This window comes from Dyella halodurans, assembly GCF_026283925.1.
GTDB classification, from domain to species: domain Bacteria; phylum Pseudomonadota; class Gammaproteobacteria; order Xanthomonadales; family Rhodanobacteraceae; genus Dyella; species Dyella halodurans.
Window position 1 is genome coordinate 77,943 of record NZ_JAPDPF010000006.1, and the last position, 19,154, is coordinate 97,096.

Genomic DNA, 19,154 nt, shown 5'->3' on the forward strand with positions numbered 1-19,154 from the left:
CCCCTTTTATGATGCAAAGCAGATGGCCGTTTTAGCGTCCAATGTCACAAATTTGATGCCCGGGCACTTGGGACGCCGAGCGGATGACTGGCGTCGCGCCAGACTTCCAGCCGTCAACCCCGACCAACACACCTGCGAAAAAGCGCGTGACTTCGCGACGTGCGTTCCTGGTATTGCTACTCCAAAGATGGTTGCCCCGAGCCGAACATCGTCGTGCACATCAACTGCACTATTTGGCGCAATCGATGACCTGATCCACGTCGGTACCTAATGCAACGCGAGAGATCGCCAGCTCGGTTCCCTTGCCTGCGCCCCAGGCGAACGGCTGGTCGACGTGGTGCATGTCGACTCCCGCCGCACGAAAGCATTTCAGCGGCACGCCCACGCGCACCCACTTCCCCGGCGTCAGCTTGGCCAACTGCGGGCCAAGCGCGACATGTCCCTGACAACCGTTGCCGCAACCCATGCCCACCCATGCGTCCTGCGTCGGCAGCGCATCCACGCGGATGGTCATCACCAGCAGCACGTCACCATTGGCCTCACGATCGAGATCCATGGGTGAATGCGCACGGATAGTTAGCTGCGCCTTGTCGTTGTTCCAGGCGAAGCGGCGTGCGTCCTCCTGCGCCTTGAAGTCGATGCCGGCCATGCGCAGGCTGGCGTCGGCGGTGCTGGCCGACGACACGTCGCCCGGAACCGCCGCACCATCAGCACCTACCAGCGTAAAGGTGTAACCGTGCACGGCCTTGCCGCGCTCGAGATAGTCGCCTACCGGAATCTGCTCGCCACTGATCCCCGATGCTTCGGACAGTTTCGGCAAGGCCGTGTGATCGGCGTAGGTCAGGCCAAATCCAAGCGGGAACTGCGGCTCGCCCTGCCCTTGTACAGCCGAGCGCGGCCACGCATAGGACAGCTTGCCGCGAAAGTCGTTGGCTACGCGCCCGTCACGCGTGCGCAGCAGCACGTCCGCCACGCCACCGCCTTCACTGCCTGGCAGCCATGCCGCCACGAATGCATCGGCCGCATTGATCTCACGATTCACCCAAAGCGGACGTCCGCTCAGGAACACCGCCACCACCGGAATACCGTCACCGCGAAGGCGGCGGATCAGCTCGAGGTCGCGGTCATCGCCGGGGCGATACAACAGGTTGGGGATATCGCCCTGGAACTCGGCGTAGGGATCTTCGCCGAACACCACCACGGCCACGTCCGGCTTACCGGTGTAGTGACCATCGGCAGCGATGTCGGCAGCGCCACCTGCCGCCCGCACCTGCTCCACGATGCCTGCGCCGATGGACTGAGCGCCGGGGAAATTCTCGTTCTTCAGACCTGTGCCCTGCCAATCCAGGGTCCAGCCACCACTTTGGCGGGAAATACTGTCCGCACCATCGCCAGCCACCAGGATGCGTTTGCGCGGATCGATCGGCAGCACGCCGCCATTGTTCTTCAGCAACACCAGCGATTCACGCACGGCGCGGCGCGCGATGGCCCGATGCGCAGGGCTGCCCACCAACTCGGCGGACTTCACCACGAGCGGCTGCGTCGATGGCGCGCCGGCGTCAAACAGGCCCGCGCGTAGCTTCACGCGCAGAATGCGTGCCACGGCATCATTCACGCGAGACATCGGAATGACGCCCGACTTCACCTCGGCCAGGGTGTGCTCGTACAAGCCGCGCCAGCTGTCCGGCGCCATCAACATGTCGAGCCCGGCATTGATCGACGCCGCACAATCGTCGTTGGTGCAACCTTGAACTTGACCGTGGGCGTTCCAGTCACCGACCACGAAGCCCTGGAAATCCATGCGTCCCTTGAGCACGTCGGTCAGCAAGGCCTTGTTGCCGTGCATCTTTTGGCCGTTCCAACTGGAAAACGAGGCCATGACGGTCTGCACGCCGGCGTCGATCGAAGGCGGGTAGCCTGCCGCGTGCAACGTTCGCAGGGCGGTCTCGCTGATTTCCGCATCGCCCTGATCCTTGCCATTCTTCGTGCCACCATCGGCAAGGAAATGCTTGGCCGTCGCGATCGCGTGCGAACTGTCGAGAAACTCCGGCGTGCCGACTTTCCCCTGCAAGCCCTCCACCATCGCCGCCGCATACTGCATGACCAGCGCCGGGTCTTGCGAATAGCCTTCATAGGAGCGGCCCCAGCGCACGTCCTGCGGCAACGCGACGGTGGGAGCGAAGGTCCAGTTGATGCCGGTGGCACGCACTTCGGCTGCCGTGGCGGCGCCAATCTCACGTATCAGTGAAGGGTCGTGAGTGGCGCCCAGCCCCACGTTCTGGGGGAACAACGTGGCGCCAACCGCATTGTTGTGCCCGTGCACGGCATCGATGCCAAACAACAAGGGAATCGCCACATGTCCGTCACGGGTGTCCATGGAAGCGCGATAGAACGCTTCGGACAGCGCCTTCCACTGTTCGGCATTGGCTAATTGCGCACCGTTCGGCTTGGAGTTACCGCCGGCGAGAATCGCACCGAGCCGATACTTGCGCACATCCTCGGGCGTGACGCTGAGGACGTCGGCTTGAATGAGCTGCCCGACTTTCTCCTCTACCGTCATCTTCGCCATCAGTGCGGCAAGGCGTTGCTCCAGTGCTGCGTCCTTCGGCAACGGCCAGGTGGCGCGTGGCCATTGCTCGGGATGCACGGCCTGAGCGTCGTCGGCCTTTGCGTGGCCGCCCCCCACGCAAGCCAATGCAGCAGTCAAAACGATGGGGGCACAACGCAATCGACGAAAGGACGCCCGCACAACTCTCTCCAGAGGAAGCAGCTCCCCCTCGGAGTCCGCTGGAGCGCGAGACTGACAGAAATGATAGCGCTGTCAATTTGCGTTGCAGCAAAGTTACTTCTGCAACAATACCTTGTTCTATAAGGAGTTATGGCCCGGATTGGCGGAAATAGAGGTTGATCACGTAGACAGCCGGACCTCCCGAGCGATCACGGGTCAACCATGGGTCCCACCGGTCCCTCGGTGTGCGCCGGATGGGTCGATCAAGGCAAAAACCGCCGTTGGCGATCAGGGCACGGCGGCTGTCGACTCGCGCAATTGAAGCGCGTAAGGAACTTGCACCAGCAGCCCCGTGCCACGCCCGCGAAGAAGCTCCATCAGCTGCAGCGCGGCAAGCTTCCCCATCTCGCGACTCGGCTGCCGCACTGTCGTCAAAGGAGGCCACAACTGGGTCGCCAACGGCGTGTCGTCAAACCCGCACACCGATAAATCACGCGGGACTTTCAGGCCAAGCTCGTTCGCGGCCCACATGACGCCGGCCGCCATATCATCGTTGGCGGCGAAGATCGCGGTAGGGCGTTGGGGTAGCGCAAATAGTTGCCGTGCGGCCATCACGCCAGAGCCGAACGTGAACTCCCCCTGGGCTACATATTGAGCATCGTAAGTTATCCCGGCGGCGGCCAGCGCGTCTTTGTACCCGGCCAGTCGCCAGCGGCTGGCGCCATGGTTGGCAATGCCTACGATGTGCGCAATGCGCCGGTGTCCAAGTTCGACCAGATGGTTGACCAGGGCCTCCGCCGCCTGCTGTTCGTCCATGCATACGCCAATGGCGCGTCCGCGATGGAGCGGCGAGATGCTGGCGTAAGGCACGCCTTGCTCTTGCAGACGCTGCAATAGCGGTGGGTAGTCGGTGAGCGGGGGCGTCATGATGACGCCATCGATCTCGTGATCCGCAATCAAGGCGTCGACGCGACGAATGAAGTCTTGCCCGCGCATCCGCAGGGGGCAGGCCATCATGCTGTAACGATTTGCATCACAGGCGTCGAGCACACCATCCTGGATCTCGGCGAGATAGGTCGACGCAGGGTTGTTGTTGTTGTCATACAGCATGGCGACCAGGAACGAGCGCCTCCCGGCCAGCCCACGGGCGGCCGGGCTGGGTCGATAATTCATCGACTCCATGGCTGCCAGCACCTTCTGGCGCGTGGATTCCTTGACGGACGCCTCTTCGTTCAAGACGCGAGAGACCGTCTTTGGCGAGACACCCGTCGCGCGTGCTACATCTTCGAGGCGTACCCGCATGAATTCTCCAGACATCACCGTGCTGCGGCGTGACTATGCCTCTCGCGGCCAACCCTTTACAAGGACCCGCGAGCGAAGGGCAGAAGGCGATCCACTTGGGCGACTTCTCTCCTTTACGCGTGCTCCCGCGTCGCTTTGAGTCCGACGCTCTCCCAGGACGGGGTAACCCCTGGCTTTGGGCCCGGGACACCGTCAATGCCCACTCGTTCTGGCCACGTTTGCGTACGTAGAGCGAGTCCCGGCGGACGTCAGCCCGCCGGGATCGTTGCAAACAAACCACGGTGGTCGTTGACCGGTCGTGCACCGATTCATCCGCGTCAATCCAACCTCCAGCTCAGCTCGGCCATGATCGCGAGGCCGTAAGCGTTGTCGTTGTATCGGTCGTCGTACGGGTACGAACCGTTGGTGCCGTCGCGGGGTGGTCGCTTGTTCAACACGTTGTTTCCTATGAGCGAAAGCGAGACGTCGCTGGATCCCAGCTTTCGCTGTGATAACGAATTGGCATGGGTGACGATTCGGGCCTACTCCGCTCTCATCAGGCAGGCTTCAAGAAAGCCCTAAGGTCGGCAGCGCGGTCTCGACGTCATTCAATGCGTCAGCATAGGCGGAACGCCAGAAGACTCTGCACCGTCTCTCGACACCAACCGAAGCTAGTTCGCAATAACGTACGCCCTTGCTTCAAGATTCGAGGTTCCGGCTAACGCCTTGAGGCATTCTGCCAACCGGGTGTCGAGGTCAGGCCGGCAAGCACGTGCTTATCTGCCAAGCGGGCGCACCGCCAGTCGTTTAGCGTTACGGTGGACGAGGGACACCATCGGGATCGCAAACGCGACTCGCGCGCCGCGTCACCAGCGATATGACAGGCCGAGATACGTTTGCATGTCCGGTGTCGCATGATTCAGGCCCACGTTGGCGCCCATGTCCAGCTGAAGATTCGGATTCAACACGTAAATGAAGGCGATGTCGCCCGATTCTCGCTTTATGTGCCCCGAAGGATCCTGGTTGTCCTGGCGCCAGTACTCGATCTCCATGGAGAGCTTGCTGGTCAGCGAGTGGGTAAGGTTGATGAGGTTGGTCACCGAAAGGTGGTGGCCTTGACCGTCGGTGTCCGCCACGGCGTCAAGCTCCGGTCCCAGGGTCAGGGTGAAACCAGCGCCCACGGCTGCGCTCATCGGCACGATGACGCCGCCCTCCCACTGGCCATTGCCAATGCCGTGCGATGCCGTCGGTGCCTTGATGAAGGGAATGATCGAGGCGCTGAAGATGTCGCCGGTGTAAAGGTTCGTCTTCACGCGTACGAACAGGTCGCCCGCACCGTTCGTGGTCTGGTGCTGGCCATCGGCGCTGGTGCGCGCCCGAACATCCGGCGCCCAGTTCACCTCGATGTCGGTATGGCTGCTGATACCGTATTTGAGATACGGATTGACGAAGTACAAGGTCTCGGTGCTGCCTCCGTCGTGCGTGTCGCGGGTGTAGTTGCCAACGTCCGTTTCCAGCTGCCACATGCCTTCGGGCACAGTGCAGGTCACATTGGCCTTGGTGGGGCGGTCGGTGCAGATGGGCGGAGCGTCGTCGGCGCGGGCGGTGAACGCCGGCAGGGATAGGGCCAAAGCGAGCGGGACGAGCAGGATGGATCGGAGAGTCATGGTCACGTCTTTGCATCAAGAGTCACCACCCATGCTAGGCACCTGAATCTAAGGACGGTGCAGCATTTGCGAAAGCGATATCAAGACGCCATCAAGGTGTCTCGACGATGCCGGCCAGGCGGTAGCCCACCTGCAACTCAGTCACCAGATGGCGCGGACGCGCTGGCTGTTCCTCCAGTTTCTGCCGCAGGTTGGCCATGTAGACGCGCACGTAGTGTGAACGCAAGGCGTGGCCGGGACCCCATACCTCGATCAGCAATTGCCGGTGCGTCAGCACCTTGCCCTGCCCCCGCACCAGAGCCGCCAGAAGGCGAAACTCGATGGGCGTCAGGTGCACCACCTCGCCACTTCGCCACACTTCATGGGTGGCGAGATTCACTACGATATCGCCGAACCGAATAAGCGCGCTCGCCTGCCCACGCGCGCCCGCGAGGTTGGCGCGGCGCAACTGCGCGCGAACGCGCGCTACAAGCTCCGGCACACCAAAGGGCTTGACCAGGTAGTCGTCAGCACCCGATTCCAGTGCGGCCACTTTCTCCGTCTCGCTCTCGCGCGCAGACAATACGATGATCGGTGCCGTGGACCATCCCCTTACGTCGCGAATCACCGCCTTGCCATCGTCATCGGGCAGACCGAGGTCGAGCACGATCAGGTCGGGCTGGCGGCTGGCGGCATCGATGCGCGCGTGCAGCGCATCGCCGACTTCGAATACCGTCATGTCCTCGCGCTCCAGCGCAAGGCGCAGAAAGCGGCGAATGTCAGCCTCGTCTTCCACGACCAGGATGCGCGGCTTGTTCATTCGGGGTCTTCCATGTCGATGGTCGGCGGCTCACCAGCGACCAGGATGATTTCGAAGCGCGCGCCATGAGGGTCGCGGCGGGATGCCGAAATGCTGCCGCCGTGTGCCTCGATGATGCGACGCGACAGTGACAGCCCCAACCCCACGCCGGGCACGGCCGATTCACGCGCACCCCGCGCGAATTCGGCGAACAGTGCATTGACGTCGATACCAGGCGGAAAGCCTGGGCCATCATCTTCCACGCGCAGGATGAGGTTCGAACCCGTGCGGTCGGCGCGGATATAGAGGGTGGCATCGCTTGGCGTGTATTTCGCCGCGTTGTCGAACAGATTCACCAGCACGCGCTCAAACAAGGTAGCGTCCAGTTCCACCAGCGGGAGCTCGGCCGGGATATCGACCACCACCTGACGCGCACCGAGCGGTGTCGCCGCCAGCGCGGAGCCGACGAGTTCGTCCAGTGCATGCCATTGCAGATCCAGTCGGACGCCTTCGCTCTGCAGGCGCGCGACATCCAGCAGGTTCGTAACCTGACGTTGCATGCGGTCGGCCTGGTTCACGATGGCCAGCGCCACGTCACTCTCGCCCAGCATGCCGGCCATGCCCCGGATGGCAGTCAACGGCGTACGCAGGTCGTGCGACACGGCAGACAGCAGCGCATTGCGCAGACGCTCGCCTTCCACGCGCAGCTGTGTCTCGTGCGCGACCTCGACGAAATGCACGCGCTCGATGGCAAGCGCAATCATCGACTGGAAGGCGCGCAACAGGCCGAGCTGCTCGGTATCCAACGGTCGCACCGATTTGCGCTCGAGCATGAGCACACCGCGCGTGCGCAGAGGTGTCGTCAAAGGCAGATAGCTGGCGTAGTTCGCGGGCAGCGTCTCGGTGCCACGCCCCGCCGGCATGCCCTGTTCGAGCACCCACTGGGCGATGCCCGTATCGCCGTAGCAGGGCGTTGGGATGCGCTCATCCCGGCCGGGCAGCAATAGCGTGGTCTTGCCGTCGAGCAACGGGCCTATGCGCGTCATGCAAATGTTGGCGATGTCCTGGTCACGACCGGCCACGGAGAGATCCGCGGCGACGGCCGCGAGCGCATTCGCGCGGCGCTCCCCCGCTGCCGCAGTCACTGCCTCTGCACGCAGGCGCGCAGCAAGCTGGCCCGTCACCAGGGCGACTGCCAGCATCAGAAGGAAGGTGAAGAGATATTGCGTATCCGAGACGTGGAACGACCACACCGGCGGCACGAAAAAGAAATCGAAACTGCCTACGGCGACGACGGCGGCGAGGGCACCGGCGGCGCGCCCCCAGCGCAGCGCCACCAGCATCACGGTCAGCAGGAAAACCATCACCACGTTCGACAGGTCGAACACGCGCAGCAGCACGGCAGCGACACCGGTCGTGAACGCGCAGGCCGCCACGGCGTAGCCCAGCACGCGGTATTGGAACGGTCGCGGCGGCACTTGTTCGGGGTGCGGAATCATCGCCGGCCATGATAGCCCCCCCTTGGCGGGGGCGGCTATCGCGATGGACCTCGGCCTGATCACATCAGCGGAGTCAGCAGCAGATCGATCAGCTTGATGCCCACGAAGGGTGCAATGATGCCGCCCACGCCGTAGATGAGCAGGTTACGGGTGAGCAGGTCCTTCGCCCGCGCCGGCCGGTAACGCACGCCGCGCAACGCCAGTGGAATCAGCGCCACGATGATCAGCGCGTTGAAGATGACGGCCGAAAGTATGGCGGATGCCGGCGAATGCAGGTGCATGATGTTGAGCGCGTCCAGCGACGGATAGGTCGCCACGAAGGCCGCCGGCACAATGGCAAAATATTTGGCCAAATCATTGGCGACGCTGAAGGTGGTCAGTGCACCGCGCGTCATGATCATCTGCTTGCCGACCTCGACCACGCGCAGCAGCTTGGTCGGGTTGGAATCCAGGTCAACCATGTTGCCGGCTTCCTTGGCCGCCTGCGTGCCGCTGTTCATCGCCACGGCCACGTCGGCCTGCGCCAGCGCGGGGGCATCGTTGGTGCCGTCGCCGGTCATGGCGACCAGGTGGCCTTCGCCTTGATAACGACGGATGAGGGCGAGCTTGTCCTCCGGCGTGGCTTCGGCGAGAAAGTCGTCCACGCCGGCCTCCGCTGCGATGGCGGCAGCGGTGAGGTGGTTGTCGCCGGTGATCATCACCGTGGCAATGCCCATGCGGCGCAACTCCGCAAACTGCGCCTTGATGCCCTCCTTCATGATGTCCTTCAGCTCCACCACGCCAAGCACGCAGCGGCCATCGGCGACCACCAGAGGCGTGGCTCCGCGCCGCGCGACGTTCTCGACGGTGCGATCGATATCAGCGGTGAAGGCGCCCCCCAGCGCTTCCACATAGGTTCGCACGGCGGATGCTGCTCCCTTACGGATGCACCGCTCGCCCATATCGACGCCGCTCATGCGTGTGCGCGCGGTGAAAGGCACGGCGACGCTGCCTTCAGGCAGACCGAGATCACCCGCCCCCAGCCGTTCACGTGCCAGCGTGACGATGGAGCGACCTTCGGGCGTTTCGTCAGCCAGGGAGGCATAGCGCGCGGCCTCGGCCAGGGCCGACTCGCTCACGCCAGGCGCTGGATGAAACGCATGCGCCTGGCGATTGCCCAGCGTGATCGTGCCTGTCTTGTCCAGCAGCAACACGTCCACGTCACCGGCGGCCTCGATGGCGCGCCCTGAAATAGCGATGACGTTGGCCTTCAACATCCGGCTCATGCCGGCGATGCCGATCGCCGAGAGCAACGCGCCGATGGTGGTGGGAATCAGGCACACCAGCAGCGCCACCAGGACGGTCACACTGACCACGCTGCCGTGGCCGCTGAGCGCGACACTCAGTGCGGAGAACGGTAGCAGGCTGGCGCAGACCATCAGGAAGATGGCAGTGAGCGCCACCAGCAGGATCGTCAGCGCAACCTCGTTCGGCGTCTTGCCGCGGCGCGCGCCTTCGACCATCGCGATCATGCGGTCCAGGAACGCTTCGCCCGGGTTGGCGGTGACGCGCATGATGATCCAGTCCGACAACACGCGCGTGCCACCGGTGACCGATGAGAAGTCGCCACCGGACTCGCGCACCACGGGCGCAGACTCGCCCGTGACCGCCGATTCGTCGACCGATGCCACGCCTTCCACCACCTCGCCGTCGGCAGGAATGGTTTCGCCCGCCTGCACGAGTACGTACGTGCCCGCCGTGATTTCGTCGCTGTTGGCGATATACCAGCTGCTGTCCAGGCGCGGCTCGCGCAACACCTTCGCGTGCACGCGCTTCTTCGCCGCGCGCAGCGCGGCGGCCTGCGCCTTGCCGCGCCCCTCGGCGAGTGCCTCGGCCGCGTTGGCGAATAGCACCGTGAACCACAGCCAGCCGGCAATGGCAAAGACGAAGCCCGCCGGCGCATCGGCCTGGCCGCGCAAGGCCTGCAGGCCGAGCACCGTGGTGAGGATGCTGCCGAGATAGACGACGAACATCACTGGGTTCTTCCACTGCGTGGCGGGCGCCAGCTTGGCGAACGCGTCCCAGATGATCGCGCCCAACCCTGGCGACGCGATCGCCGGCGGGGTATCGAGGCTTTCGGGAATAGAGAGTTGAGAAGTGCTCATGGTGGGCTCCGTTCAGCGCGCGCCATCGAGCGCGAGGTTCAGGGCAAGGACGTTGATGCGCGGCTCGCCTAACAATCCCAGTTGGCGCCCCTGCACCTCGCGATCGATCAAGGTGTTGACCTCGCCCAGCGACAGGTGACGTTCCGCCGCGACGCGCGACGCCTGTGCGTGCGCATTGGCGAGGCTGATGTCCGGATCGAGCCCCGATGCGGAAGCGGTGACCGCATCGACCGGCACCGGCGCGTTGCCTGCCAGGCCGTTTTCCTTGCGAAATGCGGTCGCGCGATCGCGTACGGCGTCGCGCAATTTCGCGCTTGTTGGGCCGAGGTTGCTGGCTCCGCTCGAGGCAGCGTTGTAAGGCTGGTCGCTGGTTGCACTGGGGCGCGGGTGGAAGTAGCGCGGCGCGTGGAAATCCTGGCCCAGCAGGACCGAGCCCACGACGACCTCACCCTGGCGTACCAGGCTGCCGGCCGCCTGACGCGGAAAGAGGACGGACGCGATGCCGGTGCTGACCACGGGATACGCAATGCCAGTGACAGCCATGAACAACACGGCCGACACGACGACAGGACGAACAAGGGAAGGAATCATGGTCATGCCTCAGAAGAACTGGCCGGCGGACATCGCCAGGTGCTCGACGATCGGGCCCAGCGCCAGCGACGGCAGGAAGGTGAGCCCTCCCACCACGACGATCACGAAGATCAGCAACACGGTGAACAACGGCGTCGCGGTCGGCAACGTGCCCGGGCTCTCCGGCACGGTCCGCTTGACCGCCAGCGAACCGGCCACCGCCAGCATGGGCAGCAGGGTGAAGTAGCGACCCAGCAACATCGCGAGGCCAATCGTGGTGTTGTAGAACGGCGTATTCGCGTTGAGGCCGCCGAACGCCGAGCCGTTGTTGGCCGTGCCCGAGGTGTAGGCGTAGATCAATTCACTGAAGCCATGCGGACCGGCGTTGCCAAGACCTGACGCGGCCCCAGGCCAGAGCGCGGCCAGCGCGGTGAACCCGAGGATGCAGAACGGATGCGCAAGCACCGCCAGCATCACCAGCTTCATCTCGCGCGCCTCGATCTTCTTGCCGAGAAACTCAGGCGTGCGCCCGATCATCATGCCGACCAGGAACACCGTGAGAATGGCAAACGACACCAGATTGATGAAGCCGACGCCCACGCCGCCAAACACACTGTTGAGCATCATGAGGAACAACGGCACCATGCCGCCGACCGGCGTCAACGAATCGTGCATCGCGTTGACCGATCCCGTGGTGGCGGCCGTGGTGACGGCCACGAAGACACTGGTCTGCGCAATACCAAAACGCATCTCCTTGCCTTCCATGTTGCCGCCGGGCTGCAGAGCCCCGGGCGCCTGGTCAACAGACAAGCTGGCGAACATCGGATTGCCGGCGCGCTCAGCCGGGTATTCCACGGCGAGAAACCCCACGAACATCACCAGGAATGCGGCAAGGAACGCCCATCCCTGTGCACGGCGCGACAGCATGCGGCCAAAGGCGTAAGTCAGCGCCGAAGGAATCAGGAACATCGCCAGCATGTGCAACAGGTTGGTCAGCGGCGTGGGATTCTCGAACGGATGTGCTGCATTCGCGCCGAAGAATCCGCCGCCGTTGGTGCCGATGTGTTTGATGGCCTCCAGGCTCGCCACGGGCCCCGTCACGATGTGCTGCGTGGTGCCTTCCAGCGTGGTGGCATCCATGCCGCTCGCCAGCGTCTGCGGCATGCCCTGCCAGACATACACCAGCGACAACACAAGGCAGATCGGCAACAACAGTCGCCAGGTGATGCGACTGAAGTCCACCCAGTAATTGCCGACATCACGCGCTTCGCGCTGCGCCAGCCCGCGAATGAAGGCCGCGCAAGCGGCAATGCCCGATGCAGCGCTCACCGTCATCAGAAACGTGATGACGGCCATTTGCGAGAAATTGGACAGGCTGGACTCGCCGGAATACGACTGCCAGTTCGTGTTGGTAATGAACGAGGCTGCCGTATTGAAGGCAAGGTCAGGCGTCTGCGAGGCGCGGTGCAGCGCATCAAACGGCAACCAGGATTGTATGCGCAGGATCACGTAGCCCAGCAGCATCATGGCGGCGTTGCTCAGAACCAGGGCAAGGCCGTAGGCCTTCCAGTCCATACCAACACCGGGCTCGATTCCCAGCAGGCGATAGCCGATGCGCTCTGGCAGCCAGTGTCCGCGTGCTGTGAGCAGCTTGGTCAGCCAGCGTCCGGCCACGACGACCAGACCGGCCATCAGCACCAGGAGCAGCACGAATTGGGCGATATCGATGGACATGGGCTCAGATCCGGTCCAGCGCGATGACAAAGCAGGCAGCAACGACGAAGAACAGCGCCGCCACCGTCACGAAGACGATGTCGTACATGAGGTACCTCGGAGAGTGGACTCAGAATTGCTCTGGCTTGATCAGCGCGTAGAGCAGATAGGCGAACAAGGCGAACAACAGGACGCAACCGGTCACGAGCATGACGGCGCCTCCGTGGCATGGGCCTGACGCATGGCGGAAAGCCTCTTGAATGACGAGGTACGCAGCGTAGGTCGACACAGTTCAAGATGGCGCGGAGATCGAGGTGGGCGGTATCAAGGCCGTATCAAGATTCCGGCGGCGCCAGTAATGACCGCTCCGGACGGTGGCTTCAATCAGTCAGCGCAACCCACTGATGAAACGGCTCGGCCGGTACTTCGAGGCTCCGCGCCTATGTCGACGGCCGCTCGGCCGTCGTACTGGCGACGTTATCCCTGGACTGGGTAACCCCGGGCATTGGCGTCCGGGGCAACGGCAACGTCGACTTGCTCCGGGCAATTCGCCTACTTGAAACGAATCTCGGCGGGCATCAGCCCGCCGAGAGGTCAGCACACGTGCTTCGCGCGTCGTCGCGACACCTTCGAGGAAACATCCGCCTCAATCAAACTTCCAACTCCACTCGGCCATGATCGCGCGGCCGTAGCCGTTGTAGTTGTACTGGTCGTAGTACGGGTACGAGCCGTTGGTGCCGTCGCGCGGGGGTCGCTTGTTCAACACGTTGTTGCCTATGAGCGACAGCGAGACGTCGTCGTTCACGCTCAGGTTGATGCTGGCGTTGCCGATGTGAACGGCTATGTTGATGTCGTTCGCTTGCATATTCCCCCTGGAATGCAAGAACTTCTTCGGAAACAGGCAGATCTTTATCTCGATGGCGACCGAGCGGTTGAAGCTAGGCGCGCTTCGGTCTCAACACCAAACTAGGATACCGGAACTGCCGGTTCGGGTTGCGGACCTTAGCTTAAGCCCTAGGCTAACCACTGCGAACGACACCAAAGATGGCTGAGAACACGCACAGGGCGAAGGCGGTTCCAAGGAGCCCATTGACCGCTGCAACCACTACGCGTTCGAACTCCACGAAAAGACACTGTCGCGCTATCGCGACCTTGTCAATCCAGGCTCCGTATGGGGTGCCTCCTTGTAAGCCAAGGCTTAAAGACCATCGGATCCTAGTCGCCGTTTGTCTGACGATCGACTGGCCGTTGCCACAGGAGTCACCCTGGACCCGCTGACGTTGGTGTTCGCGCGGGTGCATACAGGCGCTTAGCCCGCGAAAGGAACTAAAGGTCAGGCGTTGCCGAATCAACATGAATTTCACCGACCGACCTCTATGACTTCTCCAAGGGGAAGGTCTGAACAAACCATCGCCTGCAGCAATGACGGAAAGCCATTTGTTCAGATCGACGCGAACTGCCGCCCAAACGTTGAGCCATGCCATGAGGCGTACCGTCATCGGCACCGGCTTTCTTCGCCTCAGGAGTGGAGACTAGATGAGCCATCGGAACCATAGTTCCCCTGCCGCCCTATTCCTCATCATGCTGGCCCTATCCATTACCCATGACGCGCACGGCCAGACCAGTACCGACCATATCAACGACTTGCTGAGCGATCCCGGTAGCGCCGGCCTCGGCTTTGTCGTGCGCACCGAAACATCGCCCTACAAGGACGCTGGCTATCGCACTGACTTGCTGCCGCTCTACCTGTACGAAGGCACGCATTTCTTTCTCAGTGCCGATCGTATTGGCATCAAGCTCTACAACTCCGATGAGCAACGCTTGGATGTATTCCTGGCCCAGCGTCTTGAAGGCTTTCCGGAAGAACAGCGGAACGGCGTGCTGGAAGGCATGGATCTGCGCACCACCAGTGCCGACTTGGGCATGGCCTACGCGAACCGCCAGCCCTGGGGCACCTTGCGCGCCGCGGTACTGCACGACATCACCAGCGTCTCGCACGGTACCGAAGTGCGCCTGGGTTATTCGTATGACTGGCGCTTCAGCCGCTGGGTGCTTCGCCCGGACTTCACCGTGTCCTTCCGCGACGCCAACTTGAACAACTATTACTACGGCGTGAAGCCCCAGGAAGCCACCGCCGTGCGCCCTGCCTACGAGCCAGGTAGCGGCGTCAATGCCACGCTTGGCCTGTATGCCACTTATACCGTTCTCCAGAACTTGCGCTTGATCGGGGGCCTTTCCGCCACCTATCTGGATAGCGATGTCCGCAAGAGCCCGATCGTCCGTAACGGCATCCAACCCGCACTGTACCTGGGCGCCGTGTACGACTTCGGTAGCCATCACGATGCGGCCTGGTACGACGACAATTCGCCCACCTACCTCAAAGTGTTCTACGGTCGCGCAGCCGGCGCAGGTTGTCATATGGCCAACATCGTCACCTTGAGCTGCGTTTCGCTGGACAACGAAAACCCCACCAGCATTACCGGCGTACAAATCGGCCGCCCCTTCATCCGACGCTTAAACGACTGGCCGCTGGATTTTGTCGGCTACATCGGGCTGCTGTATCGCGACGACAACGGCCTGGCGACCAACGGCTTACAGATCGACATGTACATGAAAGCGTTCTACTACGGCTTTCCCTGGAGCCGCTGGGTGGAAACCCGTCTGGGCTTTGGCTACGGCCTTTCCTACGCGGAACACGTGCCCTACACCGAAATCAGCAGCCAGGCTCGGCGCGAGCGCGAAACGTCGCGCCTGCTGAACTACCTTGACCCCAGCATCGACGTCAACGTCGGCGACATCTTCCGCTCAAAGGCGCTCAAGAGGACTTATTTCGGCTTTGGCGTCTCGCACCGCTCCGGCATCTTCGCGTCGTCGCGCCTGTTGGGTAACGTCGACGGCGGCTCGAACTACATCTACACCTATCTTGAAACCGCTCTTTGACAAAGCAGTGCGCGGGCAAGCCTTGCCAACCAACGGACACTTTATGAGTAGCTAGTGACCGCGAATTGGCCAGAACGGCCAACTTATGGGCACGTGCACATCGGATGTTCGATAAAGCATAAATTGGCCGCGACTTTCAACCATAACTTGGCCGCTCGATCTCAACCGCCCAGCTACGTCCAGGATCCCGGGTGGGCACGGCTATTCACTGAGTCCGCACGCGATGAGCGGCTCTGCGCGTGAGCCTATCCGGCGTCGCGTGCCTTCACGAAATCCACGAAAGCGCGTAGCGGCGTGGGCAGGTTGCGTCGCCCCGGGTAATAGAGGAAGGGGCCACTGAACGGTTGCTCCCAGTCTTCGAGGATGGGCACCAGCCCGCCCGAATCGACATGGGGGCGCAGGAGTTCTTCGTAGGTGTGCACCACCCCCATCCCGGCCAGCGCGCCCTGGATGACCAGGTCGAACGCGGCACCCGGTCGCGCGCGCAGCGGGCCGGTGGGATCGATGCGCACGATGTCGCCGTCGCGCTCGAACTCCCACACGGGCATGGCGCCGCTGGCGAACTGTACGCGCAGGCAGGCGTGTTCAAGCAGCTCACGCGGATGCGCCGGTCGCCCATGGGCGTCGAGATAAGCCGGCGACGCCGCCGTGGCGAAGCGCTCCACGCGTGGCCCGATCGGAATGGCGACCATATCCTGCGCGAGGCGCTCGTCGTAGCGGATGCCTGCATCGCAGCCGGCGGAAAGCACGTCCACGAAGCTGTCTTCCACCATCACTTCCACGGTAATGCCGGGATGCTGCCTGGAGAAGTCGGCCAGGATAGGCAGCAACACCGCGCGTGACACGCCGGCAGGCACGTTGAGCCGCAGCGTGCCGGTGGGCGTGTCGCGAAAGACGTTGAGCACGTCCAGCGCCGCTTCCATGTCCGCCAGCGCCGGTGCCAGTCGCTCGATCAGGCGCTGCCCGGCTTCGGTGGGCGCGACGCTGCGCGTGGTGCGGTTGAGCAGGCGCACACCCAGCGCGCATTCCAGGCGTCGCACGGCCTCGCTCAGTCCCGACGCCGAAACGCCGCTGGCGCGCGCGGCATCGCGGAAACCGCCGGCGCGGGCGACGGCGAGAAACGCGGCGAGATCGTTGAATTCCGGGGCCATTGTGCAGAGTTTCGCACAGCCTGTACGCATTGGCGTGGATTATCAAACGCCATCGCCCCGCACATAGTGGCGTGATCCCATTGAGGATCTCCCCATGACGCAACCTGTAAAGACCTTTCCCTTCGCCGGCAGCACCGTCAACCGCATGGGCTACGGCGCCATGCAGCTGGCCGGCCCCGGCGTGTTTGGGCCGCCGAAAGATCATGCGGCGGCGCTCGCCGTGCTGCGCGAGGCCGTCGAGTCCGGCGTCAACCACATCGACACCAGCGACTTCTATGGCCCGCATGTCACCAATCGCCTGATTCGCGAGGCGCTGCATCCGTATCGCGATGACCTGGTGATCGTCACCAAGGTCGGCGCCGTGCGCGGCGACGACGCCTCTTGGCTGCCCGCGCAGCAAGCGCCGGAACTGGAGCGCGGCGTGCACGACAATCTGAAGAACCTCGGGCTGGACGTGCTCGACGTGGTCAACATACGCATCATGGGCGACGTGCATACACCGAAGGAAGGGTCCATCGCGCCTCAGGTGGAAGCGCTGGCGGAACTCAAGCACAAGGGGCTCATCCGCCATGTGGGCCTGAGTAATGTGACCCGCACGCAGGTGGCCGAAGCGCGGCGCATCACCGAGATCGTCTGCGTGCAGAACCTATACAACGTGGTGCATCGCGAGGACGGCACGCTGGTGGACGAACTCGCCGCCGATGGCATTGCCTACGTACCGTTCTTCCCGCTGGGCGGCTTCACGCCGATCCAGTCGTCCGAGCTGTCGGAAATCGCAGCAAACCTCGGCACCACGTCCATGCAGGTGGCGCTGGCGTGGTTGCTTCATCGCGCGCCCAACATCCTGCTGATCCCTGGCACTTCGTCGGTAGCGCACCTGCGCGAGAACATGGCAGCCGGCGAGCTGGCCCTGTCGGGCGACGTGCTGGCGCAACTCGACGCACTGTAAAACCGTGGCGGAACACCGGCCCCGGCCGGTGCTCCACCATGCGCTGTTTATTCCTCGACGACACGCGTGGTCCAGTGGGCCCAGCACGAAGTCCATTACGTCAACTTCCTGACCAAGAGCAAGACATGAAGAAATCAAGGCCAACTCTCACCACGTCGGCTGGCACACCTGTTTCCGATAACCAAAATGCGCTCACCGCAGGTCAGCGAGGCCCTTTGCTGGTACAGGATCACCAACTATTCGAGAAGCATGCACATTTCAATCGTGAGCGCATTCCCGAACGCGTCGTCCATGCCGTGGGATCGGCCGCCCACGGCACATTGACCATCACCCATGACATCACGCGCTATTCGCGAGCAAAGGTGTTCAAGCCAGGCACACAAACACCTTTGTTCCTTCGCTTCTCGACCGTGGCCGGCGAACGCGGCGCCGCGGATGCCGAGCGCGATGTACGAGGTTTCGCCATCAAGTTCTACACCAACGAAGGCAACTGGGATCTGGTGGGCAACAACACGCCCGTGTTTTTTGTGCGCGACCCATACAAATTTCCCGATTTCATCCACACCCAGAAGCGAGATCCGCGCACCAATCTTCGCAGCGCAACGGCGATGTGGGATTTCTGGTCGCTGTCACCCGAATCGCTGCATCAGGTGACCATTCTTATGAGCGACCGCGGCCTGCCTGCCACGTTGCGCCACATGCATGGTTTTGGCAGCCATACCTACAGTTTTTGGAACGACCAGGGAGAGAGGTTCTGGGTGAAGTTCCACTTCAAGACACGGCAAGGTATCGAGAACTGGACCAACGAAAAAGCCGCTGGCGTCATCGGACAGGATCGCGACTCGCACCAGCGCGATCTTTACGAGGCCATTGAACGTAACGACTACCCGAAATGGACGATGTACGTGCAGGTGATGCCGGAGGCCGAGGCACAGAACACGTCGTTCAACCCCTTCGATCTCACCAAGGTGTGGCCGCACAAGGACTATCCGTTGATTCAAGTGGGCGTACTGGAGCTCAATCGCAATCCGGATAACTATTTTTCCGAGGTTGAGCAGGCAAGCTTCTCACCGGCGAACGTTGTCCCCGGCATCAGCCACAGCCCGGACAAGATGCTGCAATTTCGTATCTTTTCGTATGCCGACGCGGCGCGCTATCGCCTGGGTACGAATCACAATTCGCTCGAAATAAATCGACCGCGCTGCCCCGTTAACAACTATTACCGCGATGGCGAGATGCGCTTCGATGGTAACGGTGGCGGCAGCGTCAACTACGAGCCAAATTCGCTCAATGGCCCCATCGAAGACAAGTCGGTGCAGGAGCCTGCACTAGCAATTTCGGGCGACGCCGATCGCTACGACCATCGTGATGGCAACGACGACTACACCCAGCCGGGTGACCTGTTCCGCCTGATGCGTGCAGACCAGAAGCAGAAGCTCTTCAGCAATATAGCCGCCGCTATGCAAGGTGTTCCGGATGAAATTATTCGGCGCCAAATTGCGCATTTCAGCAAGGCTGATTCTTCTTACGGAGAAGGCGTTGCTGAAGCACTTGGAATCTCACTCTGATCCTTCGATCTCATTGGAATAACGGAACCGGCGCTTATCAAAAGCGTCGACGTGAGCTATGGACGGGAGAAGTTCTTCTCACTGGATAGAGCGAGATTTGTTTGACCTATCGAAATACGACCATGCATCAGGATAACGTGTTGAATATGCTTAACCCCCCCTCGGC

At 62.5% G+C, this 19,154-nt stretch carries 14 protein-coding genes; 3 read left to right on the top strand and 11 right to left on the bottom strand.

The window, feature by feature from the left end; genetic code table 11:
- Window positions 1-229: 229 nt before the first annotated feature.
- The 10 genes from OUZ49_RS13000 to OUZ49_RS13040 form a co-directional block, all read right to left on the bottom strand.
- Window positions 230-2,707, bottom strand: a complete 2,478-nt coding sequence (locus tag OUZ49_RS13000; protein WP_423357711.1) for a glycoside hydrolase family 3 protein — start codon at window positions 2,705-2,707, stop codon at window positions 230-232.
- A gap of 309 nt (window positions 2,708-3,016) precedes the next feature.
- Window positions 3,017-4,030 (bottom strand): LacI family DNA-binding transcriptional regulator, encoded by a 1,014-nt coding sequence (locus tag OUZ49_RS13005; RefSeq protein ID WP_266150877.1) that lies wholly within the window; start codon window positions 4,028-4,030, stop codon window positions 3,017-3,019.
- 845 nt (window positions 4,031-4,875) lie between these two features.
- Window positions 4,876-5,676, bottom strand: coding sequence for a transporter (locus OUZ49_RS13010; RefSeq protein WP_266150878.1), 801 nt, complete (start codon window positions 5,674-5,676; stop codon window positions 4,876-4,878).
- Between the two features lie 91 nt (window positions 5,677-5,767).
- A complete protein-coding gene (locus tag OUZ49_RS13015) occupies window positions 5,768-6,475 on the bottom strand; it encodes a response regulator (RefSeq protein ID WP_266150879.1) in 708 nt (235 codons plus the stop codon).
- Window positions 6,472-7,953 (bottom strand): DUF4118 domain-containing protein, encoded by a 1,482-nt coding sequence (locus tag OUZ49_RS13020; protein ID WP_266150880.1) that lies wholly within the window; start codon window positions 7,951-7,953, stop codon window positions 6,472-6,474. The genes OUZ49_RS13015 and OUZ49_RS13020 overlap by 4 nt, the downstream gene beginning before the upstream one ends.
- Window positions 7,954-8,012: 59 nt before the next feature.
- Window positions 8,013-10,097 (bottom strand): potassium-transporting ATPase subunit KdpB, encoded by a 2,085-nt coding sequence (gene kdpB, locus OUZ49_RS13025; protein WP_266150881.1) that lies wholly within the window; start codon window positions 10,095-10,097, stop codon window positions 8,013-8,015.
- A 12-nt stretch (window positions 10,098-10,109) separates the two neighbouring features.
- Window positions 10,110-10,688 carry a potassium-transporting ATPase subunit KdpC gene (kdpC, locus tag OUZ49_RS13030; protein WP_266150883.1) on the bottom strand — a complete coding sequence of 193 codons (579 nt, stop codon included), beginning with the start codon at window positions 10,686-10,688 and terminating at the stop codon, window positions 10,110-10,112.
- Between the two features lie 9 nt (window positions 10,689-10,697).
- A complete protein-coding gene (kdpA, locus tag OUZ49_RS13035) occupies window positions 10,698-12,401 on the bottom strand; it encodes a potassium-transporting ATPase subunit KdpA (protein WP_266150885.1) in 1,704 nt (567 codons plus the stop codon).
- Window positions 12,402-12,510: 109 nt separating this feature from the next.
- Entirely contained in the window at window positions 12,511-12,591 is an 81-nt protein-coding gene (gene kdpF / locus OUZ49_RS20965; protein ID WP_380003893.1) for a K(+)-transporting ATPase subunit F, read from the bottom strand.
- Between the two features lie 435 nt (window positions 12,592-13,026).
- Window positions 13,027-13,245, bottom strand: coding sequence for a hypothetical protein (locus OUZ49_RS13040; protein WP_266150887.1), 219 nt, complete (start codon window positions 13,243-13,245; stop codon window positions 13,027-13,029).
- 671 nt (window positions 13,246-13,916) lie between these two features.
- Here OUZ49_RS13040 and OUZ49_RS13045 point away from each other — a divergent pair.
- The gene (locus OUZ49_RS13045; protein ID WP_266150888.1) at window positions 13,917-15,320 is read left to right on the top strand and encodes a MipA/OmpV family protein; all 1,404 of its coding nucleotides are present in this window, start codon (window positions 13,917-13,919) and stop codon (window positions 15,318-15,320) included.
- A 245-nt stretch (window positions 15,321-15,565) separates the two neighbouring features.
- Here the strand turns inward: OUZ49_RS13045 and OUZ49_RS13050 are convergent, their stop codons facing one another.
- On the bottom strand, window positions 15,566-16,471 hold the full coding sequence (locus OUZ49_RS13050; RefSeq protein ID WP_266150889.1) for a LysR family transcriptional regulator: 906 nt from the start codon (window positions 16,469-16,471) through the stop codon (window positions 15,566-15,568).
- A gap of 94 nt (window positions 16,472-16,565) precedes the next feature.
- Here OUZ49_RS13050 and OUZ49_RS13055 point away from each other — a divergent pair, with 94 nt between their 5' ends.
- Window positions 16,566-17,420, top strand: coding sequence for an aldo/keto reductase family oxidoreductase (locus OUZ49_RS13055; protein ID WP_266150890.1), 855 nt, complete (start codon window positions 16,566-16,568; stop codon window positions 17,418-17,420).
- Between the two features lie 125 nt (window positions 17,421-17,545).
- Window positions 17,546-18,988: a catalase gene (locus OUZ49_RS13060; RefSeq protein ID WP_266150891.1), complete on the top strand. Its 1,443-nt coding sequence runs from the start codon at window positions 17,546-17,548 to the stop codon at window positions 18,986-18,988.
- Window positions 18,989-19,154: the final 166 nt, after the last annotated feature.

Bases quoted from the DNA above. Each gene is read 5' to 3' on its own strand.
- OUZ49_RS13005 (WP_266150877.1), bottom strand. From the start codon at position 4,030: ATGCGGGTACGCCTCGAAGATGTAGCACGCGCGACGGGTGTCTCGCCA.
- OUZ49_RS13010 (WP_266150878.1), bottom strand. From the start codon at position 5,676: ATGACTCTCCGATCCATCCTGCTCGTCCCGCTCGCTTTGGCCCTATCC.
- OUZ49_RS13015 (WP_266150879.1), bottom strand. From the start codon at position 6,475: ATGAACAAGCCGCGCATCCTGGTCGTGGAAGACGAGGCTGACATTCGC.
- OUZ49_RS13020 (WP_266150880.1), bottom strand. From the start codon at position 7,953: ATGATTCCGCACCCCGAACAAGTGCCGCCGCGACCGTTCCAATACCGC.
- kdpB (WP_266150881.1), bottom strand. From the start codon at position 10,097: ATGAGCACTTCTCAACTCTCTATTCCCGAAAGCCTCGATACCCCGCCG.
- kdpC (WP_266150883.1), bottom strand. From the start codon at position 10,688: ATGATTCCTTCCCTTGTTCGTCCTGTCGTCGTGTCGGCCGTGTTGTTC.
- kdpA (WP_266150885.1), bottom strand. From the start codon at position 12,401: ATGTCCATCGATATCGCCCAATTCGTGCTGCTCCTGGTGCTGATGGCC.
- kdpF (WP_380003893.1), bottom strand. From the start codon at position 12,591: ATGCTCGTGACCGGTTGCGTCCTGTTGTTCGCCTTGTTCGCCTATCTG.
- OUZ49_RS13040 (WP_266150887.1), bottom strand. From the start codon at position 13,245: ATGCAAGCGAACGACATCAACATAGCCGTTCACATCGGCAACGCCAGC.
- OUZ49_RS13045 (WP_266150888.1), top strand. From the start codon at position 13,917: ATGAGCCATCGGAACCATAGTTCCCCTGCCGCCCTATTCCTCATCATG.
- OUZ49_RS13050 (WP_266150889.1), bottom strand. From the start codon at position 16,471: ATGGCCCCGGAATTCAACGATCTCGCCGCGTTTCTCGCCGTCGCCCGC.
- OUZ49_RS13055 (WP_266150890.1), top strand. From the start codon at position 16,566: ATGACGCAACCTGTAAAGACCTTTCCCTTCGCCGGCAGCACCGTCAAC.
- OUZ49_RS13060 (WP_266150891.1), top strand. From the start codon at position 17,546: ATGAAGAAATCAAGGCCAACTCTCACCACGTCGGCTGGCACACCTGTT.